The organism is Paraburkholderia sp. J63 (assembly GCF_905220245.1).
Taxonomy (GTDB): Bacteria; Pseudomonadota; Gammaproteobacteria; order Burkholderiales; family Burkholderiaceae; genus Paraburkholderia.
Genome location: NZ_CAJMZF010000051.1, coordinates 34,152 through 52,426 on the forward strand (window position 1 = coordinate 34,152; position 18,275 = coordinate 52,426).

The following is an 18,275-nucleotide window of genomic DNA, read 5'->3' on the forward strand; positions in this document are numbered from 1 at the left end:
GGGGACGCGCGGCGGGGCTCACGCGGCGCGTGAAGCCCATGAGGTGCATGAGGTGCACGAAGCTCACGCGGCTCACGAAGCGCGCGAAGACCCGCACGGCCACGACAACCCCAGCGAACACGAAGTCCACGCGCTCGCGATGTCCGCCGCCGAGCGCCGCGCCATCACGCGCCATACCTTGCTCGCGCTGATCGCGGGCGGCCTGCTCCTGCTCTCGCTCGCATGGTCATGGCTCTGGCCCACGGCTGCGCGCGGCGGCGCGACGCTCGCACAACTGCTCGCGGCGGCGGCTTCGCTCGTGGTCGCGCCGCCGGTGTTCGCGGGCGCATGGCACAGCCTCAAGTCGCCGAGCCTGCACGGCGTGACCGATCGCCTGATCGCGCTCGCGATGCTGGGCGCCTGGGCCGTGGGCGACATGACGACGGCCGCGCTGCTGCCCATCGTGATGACCTTCGGGCACGCGCTCGAAGAGCGCAGCGTGCTCGGCTCGCAAGAAGCCATCCGCGCGCTCGGGCGGCTGACCTCGGGCAACGTGCGGCGCGTGAATGCGCAGGGCGCTATCGAGGAAGTGCCATACGACGCGATCCGACCCGGCGATCTCGTCGACGTGCTGCCGGGCGCGCGCATTCCCGCCGACGGTGTCGTGCGGCACGGCCGTTCGAGCATCGACAACGGACCGATCACGGGCGAATCGCTGCCGCAGGACGCCGCCGAAGGCGCGAACGTGTACGGCGGCTCGATCAACCTCGACGGCGCGCTGCGCGTGGAGATCACGCAGGTGGGCGAGGCCTCGACGCTCGGCAAGGTCATCGAGCTCATGCAGCGCGCCGAAGCCGCCAAGCCGCCCATCACCCAGGCGCTCGAACGCTACATGGACGCGTACCTCGCGCTCGTGCTGCTGATCGCGGCCATCGTCTGGTTCGTGAGCGCGAACGCGCAGGCGATGCTCGCGGTGATCGTCGCCTCGTGCCCGTGCGCGCTCGTGCTCGCGGCGCCCTCGACCGCCATCGCGGGCATTGCGGCGGGCGCGCGGCGTGGCATTTTGTTCAGGAATGCTGCGTTTCTCGACAAGATCGCCGAGATCGATACGCTCGTGATCGACAAGACTGGCACGCTTACGCACGGCGAGCTGCGCGTCACGCGCGTGGCGTGGCAGCCCGGCGTGGACGAGGCCCAGGCGCGCGCGCTGGCGCTGCGGCTCGCGTTGAGCAGCGCGCATCCGGTGTGCCGCGCGCTGGTGCGCGAAGGCGAGGGGAGCGCAACATCGGGCGCCGAGCACGCGGGCGTGCCGTTTGCCGATGCGCGCGAGTTGCGCGGACTCGGCGTGCGTGCGCAGACCGACGCCGGCGAGGCCGTGCTGGGCCGCCACGATCTGCTCGCGCAGCACGTGCATGAACTGCCGCCCGCGCCCGCCGATTTCGACGGCACCTGCGCGGGGCTCGCGCTCAATGGCCGCCTGCTCGCGTGGTTCGCCTTCGCGGACACGTTGCGCCCCGAAGCGCGCGAGGCGCTCGACGACCTGCGCGCGCTGGGCATCGCACGCGAGGCGCTCGTGACGGGCGACCGCGAGAGCGTCGCGCAACGGCTCGCGCGCGAGGTGGGTATCGAAACGGTGGTCGCGCAGGCGCTGCCGCACGACAAGCTTGACTACGTGCTGCGCGAGATCGATGCGGGACATCATCCGCTCGTGGTCGGCGACGGCCTGAACGACGTGCTCGCCATCAAGGCGGGCTCCACGAGCGTGGCGATGGGCGAGCGCGGCATCGACATTGCGGTGGCCTCGGCCGACGTCGTGCTGCTCGCCGACGACCTGCGCCGCTTGCCCGACTGTATTCGCCTCGGCAGGCACTGCAGAAGGATCGCCACGGCCAACGCGGCCATCGGCCTTGCGTGGACCGTGGCCGTGATCGCGCTCGCGGCGCTCGGCGTGCTCAGCGCTGTGGCGAGCGCGATTCTGCATAACGTGGGCACGCTCGTCGTGATCGCCAATGCGGGGCGCCTGTTGCGGCGCGATGCGGATGCGGCGGGGTTGTCGACGAGTGAGGCGGCGGAGAACGTGCGGCGCTAGCCGAATCGAGCATCAGCAGGGAAAAACAGGTCGCGCGATACGCGAGGGGCCGTCCATCGTCACGGTTCTTCTCGCAACCTCGCCGCAAGCTCCCTCAAGCGCTTTTTCGCGTCGTCGCGCGCCAGGGTCTCCCGTTGCAGCAGCGTTCTCGTGCGGCCACATTCGACCAGCGCGTGCGCGAGCGCGGACTGCGCCGTTCCGACCGCCGCCACCAGTTGCCCGTCTCGCAGCCGGTGTTGCACGAGTGCGCTACGCCAGAGCCCGGAATCGGCGAAACCATGCGTGCAGCGTGCGAGCAGGTCGGCACGCTGCGCGGCGTGGCGCGCGTGCCGGGCCTCGCAGGCCTCGCGCTCGGCGCGCGCCGCATCGGCCACGCGCCTGGCCTCGGCCAGCGCGGTCTGCCGGCGCCTGACACGCAGTTCGCGCACGCGGGCGATCACCGACCAGCGCCGCGCTTCGGCCGCGAGCGCCCTCATTTCGCGTGAAGAGGGGCCCCGCACAGGGCCTGCAGCGCGGCGAGCGTTTCGTCGTAGGGGACATAGGCGTTCGCACGCTGACGCAGGAACGCCGCGATGGCGGGGTGCATGTCGATCGCGCGATCGCTCATGGCGTCGTTGCCGCGGCGGTACTCGCCGATCTGCAGCAGCAGTTCCAGATCCTGATACCGCGCGAGCCATTCGCGTATCTGCCGCGCGTGCGCCTGATGCTCGGGGTGGGCGACACGCGGCATGAGGCGGCTCTTGCTGCCCAGGATATCGATGGCGGGATAGTGACCCGCGCCGCCAAGACGCGACGAGAGCTGGATATGGCCGTCGAGCAGCGAGCGGGCCTCTTCCACGATGGGGTCCGAGAGATCCTCGTCTTCCGCGAGTACCGTGAAAAACGCGGTCACGCTGCCTTCGCGAGTGAGTCCGCCCATCTCGATCAGCTGCGGCAGCTCGGCAAACACGCGCGGCGGATAGCCCCGGCGCACCGGCGGCTCGCCCACGGCGAGCCCCACCTCGCGCAGCGCCCGCGCGTACCGTGTCAGCGAATCGAAGAGCAGCACGACGTGCTGTCCGGCGGCGCGCAGCCCCGAGGCGATTTCGCAGGCGAGCCGCGACGCGCGAATGCGTTCGGCCGCGGGCCGGTCGGAGGTCGAGGCGATCACGATCGCGCGCTGGCGGCGCGCCTGCAGATGATCGTGAACGAACTCGGCCACTTCGCGTCCGCGCTCGCCGATCAGCGCGACCACGACCGTGTCGGCCTGCGCGCCGTTGGCGATCATGCCCATCAGCGTGCTCTTGCCGCCGCCCGCCGTCGCGAAGATGCCGACGCGCTGGCCGACGCCGCACGTGAGCAGCCCGTCGATGGCGCGCACGCCCGTCACGAAAGGTTGTGCAATCAACGGTCTCGCGAGCGGATTGATCGGCGCAGGCGGTGCATAGGCGCGAGGATCGTCGGCGGGCGGCGGCAGGCCGTCCAGCGGATTGCCGAGGCCGTCGAGGATTCTCCCCGGCAGCGCGCTCAGGTCGAGCCGCCGCCAGTCGAGCCCGCAACCCTCCACGCGCGTGATGTCGGAAAGCCCGGCCAGGCCCGAGAGCGGCATGATGAGCGCACCGTCCTGCGCAAAGCCGACCACTTCTCCGCTCTGTTCTTCGAGCGTATCGGGACGCACGAGCCGGACTCGTTCGCCGATGCGCAGCGAGGCGCCCACGGCGCGCACGAGTACGCCTCGCGCCTCCACCACGCGGCCGCCAAGCACGGCGGGCGCGCCCAGCAGCGGCAGCGTGCGCTCCGATGCTGCACAGACTTCCTTAGGTATCCTGCTCATGGTTTGGTGAATATGGCGATGGTTTGAACGCGATAGACATCACGCGGAATTTCTTCTACGGCGAGCACCTCCGTGCGGATGCCAAGCGCACCGATGACACGCGCGAGATGCGGACGCAGGACGGCGCTCGTCACGAGCAGCCGCGCGGGTTGCGCCGTGTCGGTCAGCGCGCGCCGTAACGCGTCCAGCTGGCTGTAATCGAGCGCGCAGTGAGGCTCGCCGTCGGGGCCGCGCTGAATGAGCGCTTCTAGCTCGTTCTCCCACGCCGGCTCGATCACGCCCGCGCGGATCTCCCAGGTGTTCAGGTCGGCATAGGCGCGCACCAGTTGAGGCCCGAGCTCGATACGGCATTCGCGGATCATGCGGTCCATCGTGCGCTCCTTGTCGGGGATGCGCAAAATGGCTTCGAGGATGCCGCGCAGGTTGCGGATCGAGACGCGTTGCATGAGCAACTGCCGCAGAATCGAGGCGAGCTGCACTGTCGTAACGCGTTGCTCGATCTGCACGACCAGTTCGCGGAATTCGCCGGCAATGCGGGTCAGCAGGAAGCGCGCTTCCTGAGCGCCCATCAGGCGCGCGACCGAGCGCTCGAACACCTCGCCGAGATGGAACGCGAGCACGTCCTCAGCGGAGGACATGGCGAATCGGGCGGCGTCCAGCGTGGCAGCCGCGCTCGCCGGAACCCAGACCGACTTCTCGAAGCCGGGCCGGTAGCCCGGCGCGCCTTCCATCGTGACGTGGGCGGCCCGGCCGCTCACCAGCACGTGCTGGGCGATCAGCGTCCCGCTCGCAAACGGCACATTATCCACGTCGACGATGTAGCGCTCGGGTTCGAGCTTCGCATCGAGCAGCAAGGCCAGGCCCGGAAACGGCAAGCCAAGACGCAGGTTCAGGTCGTGCCGCAAGCCGGCGAGCACGCGATTGAGCGGCCCGGGCTGAATGGCGTCGAAGGCCGTCCTGCCGATTCTCAGGCGCATGGCCGCGCTCGTGCCCAGCTCCGCGTCTTCGAGCATGCGCGGCACATGATGGCTGCCGTCGCGGGCGAGCGCAGGCATGGGCACGCCCGCTTCGCTCTGCGCGCGCTGTCTGCCGTGCATGAGCAGCAGCGCGACCGCGCCGAGCGCCGTGGCGATCAGTGCGAACTGCAGATGCGCAAACCCGGGCACGAGCGCGAGCGCCGCGCAGCACGCGGCGGCCATGAGCAGCGCCTTGGGTTGCAGCGTGAGCTGCCGGTACAGGTCGGAACCGAGATCGCTTGCTCCGCCCGCCGGTGACACGCGCGTGACGAGCAGGCCCGCCGCGATCGAGACGATGAGCGAGGGGATCTGCGAGACGAGTCCGTCGCCAATGGTGAGGATCGTATAGACATGCAGCGCGTCGCCGAACGGCATGCCGCGCTGGACGACACCGATCGCGAGTCCGCCCACGATGTTGACGATCGCCACCACGAAGCCCGCGATGGTGTCGCCCTTGACGAACTTCATGGCGCCGTCGAGCGAACCGTAGAAATAGGTTTCGCGCTCGATCTCGGCGCGCAGCTGCGCGGCGCGCTCCGCGCCGATCACGCCGCTGCGCAGGTCGGCGTCGATACTCATCTGCCTGCCGGGAATGCCGTCCAGTGTGAAGCGCGCCGCGACTTCCGCGATGCGGTCGCCGCCCTTGGCCACGACGATGAACTGAATGGCGCAGAGCACGAGAAAGACCACTACGCCGACCGCGACGTTGCCGCCCGCCACGAGACTGCCGAAGGTGTCGATGATCTGGCCGGCGTGCGCATGCAGCAGGATCATCTTCGTCGACGCAATGGCCAGAGCGAGACGCAGCAGCGTGGTCATCAGCAGCAGCGAGGGAAACCCCGGCAGATCCGCGGCGCGCGAGACGTAGGTCGTGGCGCACAGCATCACAAAGCTCGCGCAAAAGCTCACGCAAATGAAGAAGTCGAGCAGGAACGGCGGGACCGGCAGGATCAGCAGCGCCAGAATGCCGATCAGGCCCAGGCCGACGGTGACGTCGGCGTGGCGCTGCAGCAGCGCGGGCAGGCCGGTCAGTACCGCTAAGGGACGTGGAGTCATGTTTACTGGTTCAGTTGTCGATGGAGTGCGCGACGGCGGCTCTTCACGTGGGCGTCGCCGTTTTCGTCGCGGTATTCGCGCTTGAGCTCGTCCTTGTTCATGCGCAGACGCCGGTTGCGCAACACCTGCTGCAACGCGTAATCGCCGGCTGCGGGCGCGAGTTGCGAAAGCGCCACGAGTCCGAGCAGGTGCATATGCGCATCGGCGATGAGCGTGAGCTGCGCGAGCGGCGCGAGTGCGTGAGCGGGCACGGCGAGACCGATCCAGTTCTCGATCACTCGCCATGCGATGAAAATCAGGATTACGAACTGAGCCAGAACGATGCCGGTATCGAACACGAGCTTCAGCCCGAAGAGGTTCTTGAAGCCCTCGACCGGGTTCAGGCGCTTGAAGTCCGGTGCGATGCGCTTGAACGCGATCAGGCCGCGCGTTTGCGCCAGCTCCGGCACGATGACGGCCATTGCGCCGAGCCCGCTCATCACGAGCACCGTGCGCCCCGGCTCGGTCAACGCTTCCAGCGCGCTCATGAGTTGCCATTCGAACGGCCGCGTCGCATCGAGGCTCAGAATCGCGCCGGTTGCGCGCACGCAGGCGGCAAACAGCACGGGCGCCTCGAATGCGAACAGAAGCCACCAGAGCAGGCTGCTGATCGCGGTGCTCAAATGCGCGCTCCTGGCGATGTCGCCGTCGCGCCTCGCGCGCTGCAGGCGCCGCGGTGTGGCCTTTTCGGTCTTCTCGCTCATGGGTGCCAGCCCAGATGTAGTGCGGAAGCGACCGTGCGTTCGAGACGCGCGAGCAAGGCCGGCACGCATGCCATCGCGGCGAACGAGAGCAACATCGCTTTGACCGAGCGCGCGGTCGAGAACGGATTGAGCCGCCGGGCGTGGCGCGAGGCGAGCCCGAGCGAGATATCGGCGATCAGCATGAGGCCGAGCAGCGGTGCGGCGAGTTGCAGGCCATCGACGAACGCCGCCGGCACGCGGGTTTCGGCGAGCGCGCCGAACATCCGCTCGAGTCCGCTCTGAGGGCCGCCGCCGCCCGGCGGCCAGAGCACCCAGGCATCCACGAAAAAGCCGCTGAGCGCGACGAGCCCGTGCCCGGTGAAGAACGTGAGCGCGGCAAACTGCGTGAACAGCGTTTCGAAGAGCGACGATTCCTGCTGGAAGTTCGGGTCGTAGACCGCGCCGATGGTGTAGCCGCCCTGCTGATCGAGGATGGCGCCGGCCGCCGCCGCCGTGTGAAAGACGATGCCGAGCAGCAGCCCGAGCGCGAGGCCGATCAGCGCCTCCGTCGCGCCGGCGCGCAGCAGATCCGGCGGCCACGCGGAGAGCGCCGGAAACGAGGCGAACATCAGGACGAGCGGCACGCGCAGCGCCACGCCCAGTGCGCCGTCGTTGCCGAACGGGATGAGGCTCAGCGCGACGCTGGGGCGGATCATGCAGAACGCGAAGCCCGCCAGTTGATCGAAGAAGTTCATGGCTAGTGCGTGCGCCCCACGGCGATCATCGAAAATATCTGCCCGAGCAGGCGCGCGACTTCGCGGTTGGCCCACGGCGCCGCCACCATCAGCACGAGCCCGACGCCGATGATCTTGGCGCCGTAGGGCAGGCTCTGGTCCTGAATCTGCGTGACGGACTGCAGCAGGCCGAGCAGCAGGCCGACCGCGGTCGCGACGGCGAGCATGGGCAGCGAAAGCCAGAACACGAGCAGCAGCGCGTTGCCGGCGAGCGAGGCGAGGGAAGGAAGCGTATTCACTTGGCGTAACTCAGGATGAGGGCGTGCATGAGCTTGGGAATGCCCGAAGCGGCCACGAGCACGAACAGCTTGAGCGGAATGGACACCGTGCTGGGCGAGAGCATCATCATGCCCATGGCGGTCAGCACGTTCGCGACGATGAGGTCGACGACGAGAAACGCGATGTAGAGCAGGAAGCCGGCCTCGAAGCCGCTGGAGATTTCGCTGATGAGAAAGGCGGGCACGAGCAGCGAGAAGTCGGTTTCCTGGGCCTCGCGCTCGGGATCGATGCGCCTCGCGGCCTCGACGAGAAAGGCGCGTTCGGCGGGCCGCGAATGCGCGAGCATGAACTCGCTCAACGGCTCGCGCACGGCATCGACCATCTGCGAGACCGGCGGCAGCGCGCCGCTTTCGAGGCGCTCGTCCACCGAGAGGCCGGCGCCGATCTTGTGCAGGGTCGGCGCCATGACAACGAGCGTGGCGGCGAGCGCGAGCCCCGAAATCACCATGTTTCCGGGCGCTTGCTGAACCCCGAGCGCCGAGCGCAGCAGCGTGAGCACGATGCTGAACTTGGTGAACGAGGTGGTCATCACCACCGCGAGCGGCACGAGGCTCAGGAAAAAGAACAGCGTGACGATCTGCAACTGTCCCGGCTGCCCCGCCATCATGATGCGCTTTCCACTTGAGCGGGCTGGACGGTGCTCGTGATGCGCACCGCGAGCACGTCGTCGATGTCGACGAGCTCGCCGCGCGCGAACGGCACGCCCTGGCAAAGCAGCGTCACGGCCCGCTCGCGCAGCGAGAGCTGCAGCGACACCAGCGAGCCGCTGCGCAGCCGACTTAGTTCGTAGAGCGAAAGACGCAAGGACCCGATCATGGCGTCGAACGTGAAGGTCAGGGCGTCGATCGGGATGAATTCGCTGCTCAGTTCGGGCGTCTTGCTTTCTTCTTCCATCAGAGGACGGTCAACCACGGCTTGATCTCCGGATATTTTCAAAAGGATGCGTTGCGCGCCGTCGCGTAGCGGCACGCGCAGATAGTGGGTGCGGCGCTCGAGCACCAGCGCGTCGCCGGCGCGGATGCGGCGCACGCGCGAGAACGAGAGCGTCGGTCCGGCAATGCAGACCGGCACGTCCACGACGATCTGGCGCGCGAGCGATTGCAGGTCCGCGCGCATCGGCGGACGGGCGCGCAACCACAAGTCGACCGCCTCGCAGCGGAACGAGAGACTCGCCATCCGGCCGCTGCGCAGATGCGTGAGCGCAAGGCCGTAAGCATCGGGATGGGGCGTGGCGTCGTAAGACACCGCGCTGATTTCCAGGGCAAAGCCAAACGCCCCTTCGAGCGCGCAAAGCCAGTCCTCGCAGGCATCGGCGATGAGCCGGTGGGCGAGCGGGCCGGCCTGCGCAATGCTCTGCACCGCAAGCGCGGGAATCAGCGCGCTGGCGTCGAGATCGAGCTCGAGCGGTGCGCCCGAGGCCGTGCCGTGCAGGCGCAACGGATAGCGCGGGCGGCACGGCTCGAACGCAAGCGTGAAGCGGCGCGGGCCCACATTGACGGGCCACGGCACGCCGAATTGCAGCGCCGCGATGTTCAGCCGCTCGGCCTGATCGCGCGTGAAGCTTGGGAGTCCGATGAAGGGATTCATGCGCTACCCTCGCCAGGGGTGGGTGTGGCCGGTGTAGCCGCTGGGCGGCGCGCGGGCTTGCGTTTCGCGGCTCGCCGGGGTCGGGCGGGGGCCTCGGGAGGCACGATTTCGCGCGACAGGACGTCGAGCGCGTCGCGCAATCCGTCCGTGACGATGTCGAGCTGGCGCAGCAGCGCGTCGTCCATGCGCGTGTATTCCTCGAGCACGGCGCCGATGGCGTCGCGCATGCCGCGCTCGAGCGCCGCAAGCTGGTGGCGCAGGCCGCCGTCGATCACGCCGCCGTCGGTTTCGACGATGCACGAGCGCGCCGGCAGATCGGCGTCGGCGAGCACGCTCACGAGCGAAAGCCCCAGTTCCTGTTCGACCTTGCCGATGGCGCGTTGCACGTCGTCCAGATCGCACGCGGCAACCCGCACGGAAAGCAGGCGATGCCCCGATGCGGCCAGCAGGCTGCGGCGCAACTGGTTCGGCAGAATGGCGCCGGGCGGCAGCTCATCGACGATCTCGGCTATGGCCTTCATGACGATCTGGACGAGGCGCTCCTTGATGTGAGCGAGCACGAACGCGGCTGCCGCGCGCGGAATCACGAGGTCGTGCAGCGCGGCCGCGCGGCCGGCGGCATAGCCGCGCGTGATGGCGCGGCGCCTCGCGTGGCGCGCGCGCTCGGCGAGCCGCGTGGTTTCCGCCGCCGCCAGTTGCACGCTGGCGCGGCGCAATGCGCGCAGGTCTTCGAGTTCGGTGACCTGCTGGCCGCCGATATAGCCATCCGATTCGACGCGCCAGTCCGCCAGACGCCAGATCAGCATGACGCCCTCCTCGCACCCAGCAGATCGAGTGCGTCCTGGACCAGTTCGATTGCTTCCTGCGGCGCGACTTTGGGCATCTGCCATTGCGCGGCGGTGTGGCCATACTGGCGCGGCAGCCGCAACTGCAGCCATAGACGTTCGGGCGCAGTGGCAGTCGCGCGCAACGCGACTGCGAGGCCCGCCGCGGTCAGGGCCTGCCGGTTGAAGCAGTCGATGGGCGCGTCGAAGCGCAGATCGGCCAGGTTGCCGCGCGGGTGCCGCTGAAATTGCGCGAGCGAAAAGAGACCCGTTGCGCGCGAGAACCGTTCGCGGGCGGTCGCGGCAACCACGAGCCGTAGCGCGTGGGCGTTGGCCAGCGCCGCGCACACGCGCATGAGACGCGCGCAGGCGGGACGCGAGAGCGGCGCGGCAAACCACGGAAGCAATGCCGTGCCGGCCTCGGCGAGCTGCGGGTAGCGGCCGAGCAGTTGCGCGGACGCCTCGGCGCGCGCGCGTTCGCAGCGCAAGGGCCGGCTTCTGTCGATCCAGCTGGGGTGAGCCCAGTCGGCGACGGCCAGTATCGAATGACGATTCAAGAGCGCTCTCCTGAGGATGTGGGTTTGGCTGGCTTGCGGGCTGGCGTACCGGCGGCGGGCATACCGGCGGAGGGCGTGGCCGCACCGGACGGTTCCGCCTGCGATTGACGGCCGCGTTTGCCGCGGCGCCGGAACAACGTGATGCCGCGTAATCGGGGGACGGTGCGCAGCCCCGAATCCCATACCCAGACCGAGACGATCAGCAGCATCCCCATGAGGGTGAGCCCGATGAGCGTGAGCGTCGTGTTCTCGCGCGCGATGTCGGTGGTCGATGGGCATCGGCCTGTTTGCGCGCAGATCTCGGCCGGCGTGAGCACGGGCGTGACGGGAACGAGCGTGACGTACACGCGATCGGCCGTCAGTCCTTCGACGGCGCCGGCGACGAGCGAGCGGATCTTTTCGCGCATGCCCTCCACGTTGAAATCGCTGCGATAGCGCAACAGCACCGAGGCGCTGGGCGACGAGACGGGGCCGCTCAACGGGTCGCGCGGAGGATCGACAACGTGCACGCGCGCGATGAGCACACCGTCGATCTTTTCGAGCGTTTCCGAGAGCTCCTCGGTGATCCCGTACACGTAGCGCACGTGATCTTCATCAGGACTGGAAATCAATCCTTCGCGCTTGAAGAGTTCACCGAGGTTGGCATGGCCGCCGCGCGGCAGCGCGTAGGCGCCCGTGAGCTCCGTGGCGACGACGGCATTGCTGTCGTCGACGGACACGCTCCACGTCTTGTCGGCGCCGCGCTCCTTGGAGCCGTTGATGCCGTGATGGCTGAGCACGGCGATGATACGGTTGGCCTGGTCTTCGTCGAGCCCTTCGAACAGCGAAGTCTTGCACGCGGCGAGCAGGACGAGCGGCAGAAGATAGAGCAGGGGACGCATCAGTTTCTTTGCGTGAGAGATTGAATGGTGTCGGCGCAGGAGCGCGCGCAACTGTGCAGCGCGGTGATGCCGGCCTGATAGTCGCTGAAATAGACCTGCAGCCTGAGCGTTTCCGCCGTGGAAAGCGGGTGCTGGCGCGCCGCCTGGAACATTTCCTCGATCCGCAGGGCCGGGCCTTTGACCAGTTCCTGAGCGCCTTCGACAAAGTTGTCCAGCCCGGCGGTGCTTTCGCCGGGCTGCGGCAAGGCAGGCAGCGAGGCGGCTGGCATGCGCGCCTCGTCCTGAAGCATGGGGTTCGTTAAGACTTGAGTGAGCATGGGTGTAGCTTTCGGGTTCGATTGAAAAATGACGTGCTGCACATACGCGCGTCCGACTTCCCGGGGCCCGCGACGGGGTCCCCGGAAAGCGGAAATGCGCGCTTACTTGGTGTTGTTGGCGACGCTCTTTTTGGTTTCGCCGTGACTTGCGAGCATGGTGCTGAAGCGGGTCACCGTTGCCTGGTAATTGCTGACTAGCGTTTGCAGCTTCAGGTTCGTTGCGTCGCCGCCGCCGTTACCTGCGCCGCCGCCACTGCCATCACCGGCACTGCCGCTGCCACCGCTGCCATCGCCGTCGTTCGTTGGCGTATCGTTGGTGCTTGCCTGCGCGTTCTGATTGATGTCGCGCGCCATGCGTCGCAGTTCGCCGGAGCAATAGTCGGCGAGGGCTGCATCGGATAGCGTCCCGTCCGGAGCGAGCAAGGACGCGAGGCTGGAGGTGCTCGTGCTGCCGAGCCGGGGGGTGATGGGCATCGAATAGAAATAGCCGCCTGCCACTGCATCTGGAAACATGTGAAGGTATCCTTATTAAAAATTGGCGCGCTTCGAAGCACATGACGTGCTTTTGAATTCCCCGGGCAGCGCGCCTGCGCCCGAAGCCATGGATTCGTTGACCTGGTTGACCTGGTTGACATACCGCTCAGCAGGGGCTGGCTTTCGCGGCCCGATTCACCGTCAGCAGGTAGACACTTCCGTCGTCGCGAGTCACTGTTGCGCCGCAACCGGCAATGCCTGTGATCTTGCCGAGCGGCAGGCGCGCGCCCGCGAAATAGCGCGTGCCTTGTGCATCCGCGAGCCAGGCGGTGTGCGAGGTGCTGAGCAGATTGAGGCCGAGCGCTTCGAGCGGAATGCGTACGGGCCCGCTGTCGTTTTCGTGGCCGGCGAACCGGAGCGCCTTCAGTCCTTCGATCTGTGCGCGCGCCAGTCGATCGAGGCGCGCGTAATCCCAGGACTCCGGCGCCAGGTAGGCATCGGCGGCCGGCGGCGTGGCGACGAAGACGCCGGGCCCGGCAGCACGCAGTTGGGCGCCGCGGTAGTACTTGTCGAGAAAGTCGTTCACTTGCTCCTGCATGACGTCGATGACGGCGACGCGCAGCACCGGCGCGCCACCCTGGGCGCGCGCGTCGAGCGACAGCGCGCCCAACTCGCCCACACTCTGCACGTAGCCTTCATAGACGCGCCGGCCGGTTTCCTTCTCGGTGCGCACATGCACCTGGCGATAGGCCGGCTGTTCGAGCAGCGGCGCATGCGGGCGCGGCGGCCGCGGGGCGTACAGCTTCAGCCCATAGGCCACAGCGAGCGCGAGCGCAGTCGCGGCCAGCGCGAACCAGACGAGGCGCGGCAGGGTCGCAAAGCGCTTGAGCAGCCAGGCGAGCGGGGCGTGCCGCAACAGCCAGGCGCGTTCGGCTCGCAGCGATGTCCCTTCTTTGAACGGCTCGCCGTGATTGAACTGCAGACGGGCCTCGCCGAGGCCGAAGCTCGCGCCGTGATGAAGCAGCGTGTTTGTGCCGCTCTTCAATATGCGCCCGAACACCGTCACGCCGTCGCTCACGGCGTGCACGAGGAGGCGCTTGCCGCTCAGGCTCACCGTGGCGTGATGGGGTGCGACGCCCGCGTCGGCGAGGATCAGGTCGACACCGCTGCCGTTGCCGATCTTGAGCGCGTGGCCTTCCGGGAGCGCGATGCTCGCGCCCGCGTGCAGGCCGCTCGCGACGAGAAGGCGCGGGGAGTCGTTCATCGCGCGCTCCTGGGCGAGGCGGGCGATGCCGGGGGCAAGCCGGTGGGCAGGGGCACGGCGTTCGCAGGCGCGGACGGCGGAAATATGGGCGGCATGGCGGACACGTCGCGTTCGGGTGGCTGTGCAACCGCGGGCTTTGTCGCCGGCATGGTGGCCGGTATCGTGGCCGGACTCGCGGACGACAGTGCGGCCGGTATGGCGATCGCGTCCGAAGCCGGTGCCGAGGCCGCCGCTGCGGCAACGTCCGTTCGCGGGACGGCCCGGCCCGGCGAAAGCCGCTTGATTTGCGGCGTGATGAGCACGAGCCGCTCGGTGCGGTCGACGGCGGTGCGGTTGTCGCTGAACAGTGCGCCGATGATCGGAATGTCGCCGAGCACGGGAACCTTCGAGTCGCTGGTCTGACTGTGCTCGTACTCGTATCCGCCGATCAGCAGGCTTTCGCCGTCGCCCACCACGGCCTGCGTGATGATCGAATTGCTGTTGACGCGCGGGATGCCGTCGACGGACGACGTGCCGTCGAACGAGCCGTCTTCGATCTGCACGCTCAGCAAGATGTTGCCGTGCTCGCCCCCCTGCTCGACGGTCGGCGTGACCTTGAGCGTGAGGCCGGTATCGACATTGAAAAGATTGGCGTCCTGATTACCGGCCACGCGCACATAGACGGAGTTGCGCGACGAGAGCACCGCCTCGGCGTTGTTGAGCGTGAGCACGCGCGGGCGCGAGAGGATGCGCGCGCGGCCGCCCTGTTCGAGCGCATGGATCTGCTCGTACAGATAGTGCGCGGAATTGCCGATCAACGTGGTCAAGGTGATGCCGGCGTCGATGGCCGCCGCCGCGGTGACCACGTTGGGTAATCCGCTGCCATAAGGGGGCGCCGAACGGCGGCCCGACGATGCGCCCGCACCCCAGCGGATGCCCAGCTCGCGCGCCGCGTCGCTCGAGACGTCCATCACGACGGCCGAGATTTCGACGAGATCCTGCGGCCGGTCCAGCATGGCGATCGCACGTTGATAGACCGGCATCATCTCCGGCACGTCGTAGACCACGACGGCGTTCGTGCGGGCGTCCGCAATGATGTTGCGACGCGCCGGCGTGAACGCGGATTGCGGCAGGACCGGCGGGCTGTCGATATCCGTGGGCGCACTGTCGGCCGCTTCGCCGAGGCCGGGCAGGCTCGGCAGCGGAGGGACGCCGCGCGGCGCGTGCGGGGCCTTGGCGCGCGAGTTCGTGTGCGCAGCCGTGGCCTGCGGCACGCCGGTGTTCTCCATGAGCTTGCGCAGCAGCGAGGCCACGCCGGGTATGGTCTGCTGGTTATTGCCCGAGCGATACGTAATGTCCTGGGCCTGCGCGTAGCGCAGCGGAAAGACGCGGATCTGGGTCTGCTCGGCAGTGGGCTCCGGAGGCGCTTTCTGTCCTTGCGCCTGGGCGATCGCATCGGCAATCGCATCGATGTAGCGCGACGGACCCACGGCCTTCACGCTGTCGCTCGAATAGCGCAGCGGCAAATGCGCATCGTCGAGATCGAGGCTATGCAGCAATGCCGACACTTCATCGCTCGTCAACGGGGCGAACGCAATCGTGCGGGAACGCACGTCGGTTGCGGTTGATACATGAATGGTCTGCCCGTCGAAATACCACGCGAGGCTCCACGCCTCGATCAGCGAGCGAAACACCGCAGCCGGCGACTGATCGAAGACGCCGTTGACGGTGCCGCGCACAGTGCGTGTGACATCGAGGCGCAGCCCGCCGGCCGCGGCGACATCGTTCAGAACGTCGACGAGGCGCGAATTGCGCGCGACGTAATGCATGGGCTCGGCGCGCCACGCCGGCTCCGCCGGTTCTGCCGCGTGCGCCTGCAACGCCAGATAAGTGAATAACAGACCGCGCGCAATGGCGCTCGATCTTTTGCTGCGAATCAAAAGCTGGCTCTTCTCTCTACGCCATTTCATGGGCATTCCTTGTTTCGTGCCGAATTTTTTGCGGCAGGTATCGGAATGACTTTAACGGCGCGGAGACGATATGAGGTCGTATAGGAGTACCACACAAATAGCTTTCAACTACATCAATATCTCATTTCGAGGTGCATCGATTGACCCATCAATTAATCTGAATTATCGAGGATAGCCATGCAAAGAAAATTCCGTACGACGGTGAAAAGCGTTGGTGAAGGAGGTGCGATCTGCGGCGACGAAAAATTGTGTACCGGCGTGCCACCTCTGGTTTTATGAGTACCTGTTTATGGCCACACAACGGTATTGCGACTTCAGCATCGAGCTTGTTACGCCGCGTCAGCGATCTATACGTATCAACGGGTTTGCGACCTGCATCCGGCTCGAAGAGGTCTATTGGACCATCATCGAAATCCTTGCTCGTCAGGAATCCGTGACGGTTGGAAGGTTGCTCTCGAGATGGGCGCTTGAAATGGATCTGGCATGCGATGTCGTCAAGAATTTCACCGGATATATCAGAGTGGTCTGTGTTGTTCAGCTGGTTCGGCGAATGGGGAGGATTAGCCCGGAAGAGTTGGAGGGAGTTCGAAAATGTCGTCATTAGCCATGCGAGAAGATATCCGGTTTATCTCTGTCTGGCGAAAGGAGGGGGTCATGGTTATTTAGAGATACATGAAAAATCACGATTTTCAATTCTGAATGAATGTATGCGTAATTTGCGTAAATTCAAATTAAGAGGAATCGAAACAAGTCATGAGTAGAATCAATCCTGCTTCAATGTCCGGCGCAGTTCCAGTTGACCGGTTGCTTGCCGGACCGAACGATTACGGCGCCGCTGCGGCGGGGCCTTCCATGGCTCTCGTGCCACCACCCCAAGCGGCAGGGGATCCCGGAGGTGGATCGGAGATGGGCGGTACGCCCGCAACCGGCGCGCACATGCCGACGCTCGCCCAGTTGCAGGGCGGTGGCGGTGGCGGCGGTACCGATCGCATCGCCGAACTGAAGGCTGCCGTGGACAAGCTCGGGGCGTTGCTTGAAAAGCAATCGGGCCAACAGGCTGGCGCGGGCAAGCCGCAAGCGTCTCAGCAAACCGGGGCGGCTGGGAAGCAACCCGCTCCAAAAGCCTCGGCAGCTGGCGGTAGCGGTGGGCTCGGCGATCTCGGCGGCCTGCTCGGCTCGCTCCTGAAAGGGTTGCCGCGTTTGGGAGGCGGTGGCGGAGGGGGCGGCAATACGTCCAACGGCAGCCACGGTACGCAGCCTAATGGCAGTCAGCCCAACGGCAGTCAGTCTCATGGCAGCCAGCCGAATGGTAGTCAGCCGAATGGTAGTCAGCCGAACGGCAGTCAACCGAACGGCAGCCAACCGAACGGTAGTCAGCCTGATGGCAGTCAGCCGAACGGCGGCCAACCCGGCGACGATCCGTCCTCCGGGAGCACAGGGATGCCCGGTGGCGCTTCCGAGGCTGGCGTGAACGCAGGCGATGGTGCGCCGGCCGATGGCGCGGCCGCAGCGGATGGCGGAGGCGACGCTGCCGCGGCGGCCGATGGCGGCGATGGCGGCGGCGGTGACGGCGGTGGAGGCGATTGATCGCTATCGCAGCGTTGAGTAACGCGGGAGTGCATGACGGAGTCGTATGTCATGCACTCCCGCGTCCGTTCGATGCCCCGGCGTGGCGTGGACGAGCTGCGCCGAAGAGGGGCGGGTGCTGTTGTCGTGAAATCCAGCGTGCCTGAACGGTGCGCAATGCTTCGCCGCCTGGTTCGAATTGCAGGCTATCGGGGCGCGGCTGGCGGGACGTGTGCGAAAGGCGCTTGCGCGGCTGGCAAAGAGGGGACCGGGCGATCGATAACGATGCCTTGCCGACCATAGCAGTGCGCTACGGTCGGCGCGAAACCGCCCTCATGAGGAGCGGTGGGAATGCTTAGGCGGAGACACTTTCCCGGGCCGGACGGCCAGTATCGGCGTCGATCATGCCGTTGGGGTTAGCAATGTAGTTCTTCAAACCCTGCTGCGCCTTCTGTTCGAGCGCGGCGCCGCCATAAGGACTGTAATTCACGGACAGCGGCGTATTGTCCTTCTCGCTGAGCCCGTGGACCTCGTAAGCACGATTGCCCTGGACGACGTACACGTCACTGGCGTACGAGGCGCCCGGCGTGTCCGAGGGCTGCGTGTTGACGAAGACCTGCTTGTTGCCGGGCAACGTGAAGTGGAGCGGACCGTCGACCATGGTGCTTGCCGGGTCGGACGTGTTGGCGTCGAAGTCGATGTGCGGGTCGCCCCAGACCTTGGTCTGGTTTCCCGTCGTGGGGTCGGTGAGCGTCAGCGACGAGTCCGATTTGTTCAGGTCCATCGTGTAGTCGCCGAGATTGATGGACGACTTGTTGTCGTTGACGCCGGTGTCGGACCATGCGTTGCGCTGCTCGGCGCTGGAAGAGGATCCGCCGCTGCTGCCCTGATCCGGCAATGCGATTGAACTGCCGCCGCCGCCACTCTGGTTCGGGAACGGCATCGAACCATTGAAGTAATTGCCCTGATTCCAGGAGCCCATCGAAACATTGGCGCCGCCGCCCATATTCGGTAAGGATATCGAACTATTGAAACCGTTCTGGTTCGGGAACGGCATCGAACCATTGAAGTAACTGCCATGATTCCAGGAGCCCATCGAAACATTGGC

Annotated in this window: 19 protein-coding genes; 3 read left to right on the forward strand and 16 right to left on the reverse strand. The window is 66.8% G+C overall.

What is annotated here, in order from left to right; all coding sequences use genetic code 11:
* Window positions 1–52 precede the first annotated feature (52 nt).
* A complete protein-coding gene (locus U5775_RS33830) occupies window positions 53–2,068 on the forward strand; it encodes a cation-translocating P-type ATPase (protein ID WP_322062480.1) in 2,016 nt (671 codons plus the stop codon).
* 59 nt (window positions 2,069–2,127) lie between these two features.
* Here U5775_RS33830 and U5775_RS33835 read toward each other — a convergent pair whose 3' ends face one another.
* From U5775_RS33835 to sctC, 15 genes are all read right to left on the reverse strand, one after another.
* Window positions 2,128–2,544: a hypothetical protein gene (locus tag U5775_RS33835; RefSeq protein ID WP_322062481.1), complete on the reverse strand. Its 417-nt coding sequence runs from the start codon at window positions 2,542–2,544 to the stop codon at window positions 2,128–2,130.
* Window positions 2,541–3,881: a FliI/YscN family ATPase gene (locus U5775_RS33840; RefSeq protein WP_322062482.1), complete on the reverse strand. Its 1,341-nt coding sequence runs from the start codon at window positions 3,879–3,881 to the stop codon at window positions 2,541–2,543. Before U5775_RS33840 ends, U5775_RS33835 begins: the two co-directional genes overlap by 4 nt.
* Window positions 3,878–5,953, reverse strand: a complete 2,076-nt coding sequence (locus tag U5775_RS33845) for a flagellar biosynthesis protein FlhA (protein WP_322062483.1) — start codon at window positions 5,951–5,953, stop codon at window positions 3,878–3,880. The genes U5775_RS33840 and U5775_RS33845 overlap by 4 nt, the downstream gene beginning before the upstream one ends.
* 2 nt (window positions 5,954–5,955) lie before the next feature.
* The gene (locus U5775_RS33850; RefSeq protein WP_322062484.1) at window positions 5,956–6,696 is read right to left on the reverse strand and encodes an EscU/YscU/HrcU family type III secretion system export apparatus switch protein; all 741 of its coding nucleotides are present in this window, start codon (window positions 6,694–6,696) and stop codon (window positions 5,956–5,958) included.
* Window positions 6,693–7,430, reverse strand: a complete 738-nt coding sequence (locus U5775_RS33855) for a flagellar biosynthetic protein FliR (RefSeq protein WP_322062485.1) — start codon at window positions 7,428–7,430, stop codon at window positions 6,693–6,695. Before U5775_RS33855 ends, U5775_RS33850 begins: the two co-directional genes overlap by 4 nt.
* A gap of 2 nt (window positions 7,431–7,432) precedes the next feature.
* Window positions 7,433–7,708: a type III secretion system export apparatus subunit SctS gene (gene sctS, locus U5775_RS33860; RefSeq protein WP_322062486.1), complete on the reverse strand. Its 276-nt coding sequence runs from the start codon at window positions 7,706–7,708 to the stop codon at window positions 7,433–7,435.
* The gene (gene sctR / locus U5775_RS33865) at window positions 7,705–8,355 is read right to left on the reverse strand and encodes a type III secretion system export apparatus subunit SctR (RefSeq protein ID WP_415913717.1); all 651 of its coding nucleotides are present in this window, start codon (window positions 8,353–8,355) and stop codon (window positions 7,705–7,707) included. The genes sctS and sctR overlap by 4 nt, the downstream gene beginning before the upstream one ends.
* A complete protein-coding gene (locus tag U5775_RS33870) occupies window positions 8,352–9,335 on the reverse strand; it encodes a FliM/FliN family flagellar motor switch protein (RefSeq protein ID WP_322062487.1) in 984 nt (327 codons plus the stop codon). The genes sctR and U5775_RS33870 overlap by 4 nt, the downstream gene beginning before the upstream one ends.
* Entirely contained in the window at window positions 9,332–10,141 is an 810-nt protein-coding gene (locus tag U5775_RS33875) for a FliH/SctL family protein (protein WP_322062488.1), read from the reverse strand. The genes U5775_RS33870 and U5775_RS33875 overlap by 4 nt, the downstream gene beginning before the upstream one ends.
* Complete coding sequence (locus U5775_RS33880; RefSeq protein WP_322062489.1) at window positions 10,135–10,716, reverse strand: hypothetical protein; 582 nt, start codon at window positions 10,714–10,716, stop codon at window positions 10,135–10,137. Before U5775_RS33880 ends, U5775_RS33875 begins: the two co-directional genes overlap by 7 nt.
* Entirely contained in the window at window positions 10,713–11,597 is an 885-nt protein-coding gene (gene sctJ, locus U5775_RS33885) for a type III secretion system inner membrane ring lipoprotein SctJ (protein ID WP_322062490.1), read from the reverse strand. The genes U5775_RS33880 and sctJ overlap by 4 nt, the downstream gene beginning before the upstream one ends.
* Window positions 11,597–11,887: a hypothetical protein gene (locus tag U5775_RS33890; RefSeq protein WP_322062491.1), complete on the reverse strand. Its 291-nt coding sequence runs from the start codon at window positions 11,885–11,887 to the stop codon at window positions 11,597–11,599. The genes sctJ and U5775_RS33890 overlap by 1 nt, the downstream gene beginning before the upstream one ends.
* A gap of 129 nt (window positions 11,888–12,016) precedes the next feature.
* Window positions 12,017–12,427, reverse strand: a complete 411-nt coding sequence (locus U5775_RS33895; protein WP_322062492.1) for a hypothetical protein — start codon at window positions 12,425–12,427, stop codon at window positions 12,017–12,019.
* Window positions 12,428–12,554: 127 nt separating this feature from the next.
* The gene (locus U5775_RS33900) at window positions 12,555–13,652 is read right to left on the reverse strand and encodes an FHA domain-containing protein (RefSeq protein WP_322062493.1); all 1,098 of its coding nucleotides are present in this window, start codon (window positions 13,650–13,652) and stop codon (window positions 12,555–12,557) included.
* The gene (gene sctC, locus U5775_RS33905) at window positions 13,649–15,601 is read right to left on the reverse strand and encodes a type III secretion system outer membrane ring subunit SctC (protein ID WP_322062494.1); all 1,953 of its coding nucleotides are present in this window, start codon (window positions 15,599–15,601) and stop codon (window positions 13,649–13,651) included. Before sctC ends, U5775_RS33900 begins: the two co-directional genes overlap by 4 nt.
* A 289-nt stretch (window positions 15,602–15,890) precedes the next feature.
* Between sctC and U5775_RS33910 the strand changes: the two genes are divergently transcribed.
* Window positions 15,891–16,205 (forward strand): ribbon-helix-helix domain-containing protein, encoded by a 315-nt coding sequence (locus U5775_RS33910; RefSeq protein ID WP_322062495.1) that lies wholly within the window; start codon window positions 15,891–15,893, stop codon window positions 16,203–16,205.
* Between the two features lie 332 nt (window positions 16,206–16,537).
* On the forward strand, window positions 16,538–17,188 hold the full coding sequence (locus U5775_RS33915) for a hypothetical protein (protein ID WP_322062496.1): 651 nt from the start codon (window positions 16,538–16,540) through the stop codon (window positions 17,186–17,188).
* A gap of 334 nt (window positions 17,189–17,522) precedes the next feature.
* Here U5775_RS33915 and U5775_RS33920 read toward each other — a convergent pair.
* Window positions 17,523–18,275: DUF1521 domain-containing protein (locus tag U5775_RS33920; RefSeq protein WP_322062497.1), on the reverse strand; the 753-nt coding region annotated here is incomplete at its 5' end.

Bases quoted from the DNA above. Each gene is read 5' to 3' on its own strand.
- U5775_RS33840 (WP_322062482.1), bottom strand. From the start codon at position 3,881: ATGAGCAGGATACCTAAGGAAGTCTGTGCAGCATCGGAGCGCACGCTG.
- U5775_RS33845 (WP_322062483.1), bottom strand. From the start codon at position 5,953: ATGACTCCACGTCCCTTAGCGGTACTGACCGGCCTGCCCGCGCTGCTG.
- U5775_RS33870 (WP_322062487.1), bottom strand. From the start codon at position 9,335: ATGAATCCCTTCATCGGACTCCCAAGCTTCACGCGCGATCAGGCCGAG.
- U5775_RS33850 (WP_322062484.1), bottom strand. From the start codon at position 6,696: ATGAGCGAGAAGACCGAAAAGGCCACACCGCGGCGCCTGCAGCGCGCG.
- U5775_RS33835 (WP_322062481.1), bottom strand. From the start codon at position 2,544: ATGAGGGCGCTCGCGGCCGAAGCGCGGCGCTGGTCGGTGATCGCCCGC.
- U5775_RS33910 (WP_322062495.1), top strand. From the start codon at position 15,891: ATGGCCACACAACGGTATTGCGACTTCAGCATCGAGCTTGTTACGCCG.
- sctJ (WP_322062490.1), bottom strand. From the start codon at position 11,597: ATGCGTCCCCTGCTCTATCTTCTGCCGCTCGTCCTGCTCGCCGCGTGC.
- U5775_RS33900 (WP_322062493.1), bottom strand. From the start codon at position 13,652: ATGAACGACTCCCCGCGCCTTCTCGTCGCGAGCGGCCTGCACGCGGGC.
- U5775_RS33875 (WP_322062488.1), bottom strand. From the start codon at position 10,141: ATGCTGATCTGGCGTCTGGCGGACTGGCGCGTCGAATCGGATGGCTAT.
- sctR (WP_415913717.1), bottom strand. From the start codon at position 8,355: ATGATGGCGGGGCAGCCGGGACAGTTGCAGATCGTCACGCTGTTCTTT.
- U5775_RS33895 (WP_322062492.1), bottom strand. From the start codon at position 12,427: ATGTTTCCAGATGCAGTGGCAGGCGGCTATTTCTATTCGATGCCCATC.
- U5775_RS33890 (WP_322062491.1), bottom strand. From the start codon at position 11,887: ATGCTTCAGGACGAGGCGCGCATGCCAGCCGCCTCGCTGCCTGCCTTG.
- sctC (WP_322062494.1), bottom strand. From the start codon at position 15,601: ATGAAATGGCGTAGAGAGAAGAGCCAGCTTTTGATTCGCAGCAAAAGA.
- U5775_RS33855 (WP_322062485.1), bottom strand. From the start codon at position 7,430: ATGAACTTCTTCGATCAACTGGCGGGCTTCGCGTTCTGCATGATCCGC.
- U5775_RS33915 (WP_322062496.1), top strand. From the start codon at position 16,538: ATGCCGACGCTCGCCCAGTTGCAGGGCGGTGGCGGTGGCGGCGGTACC.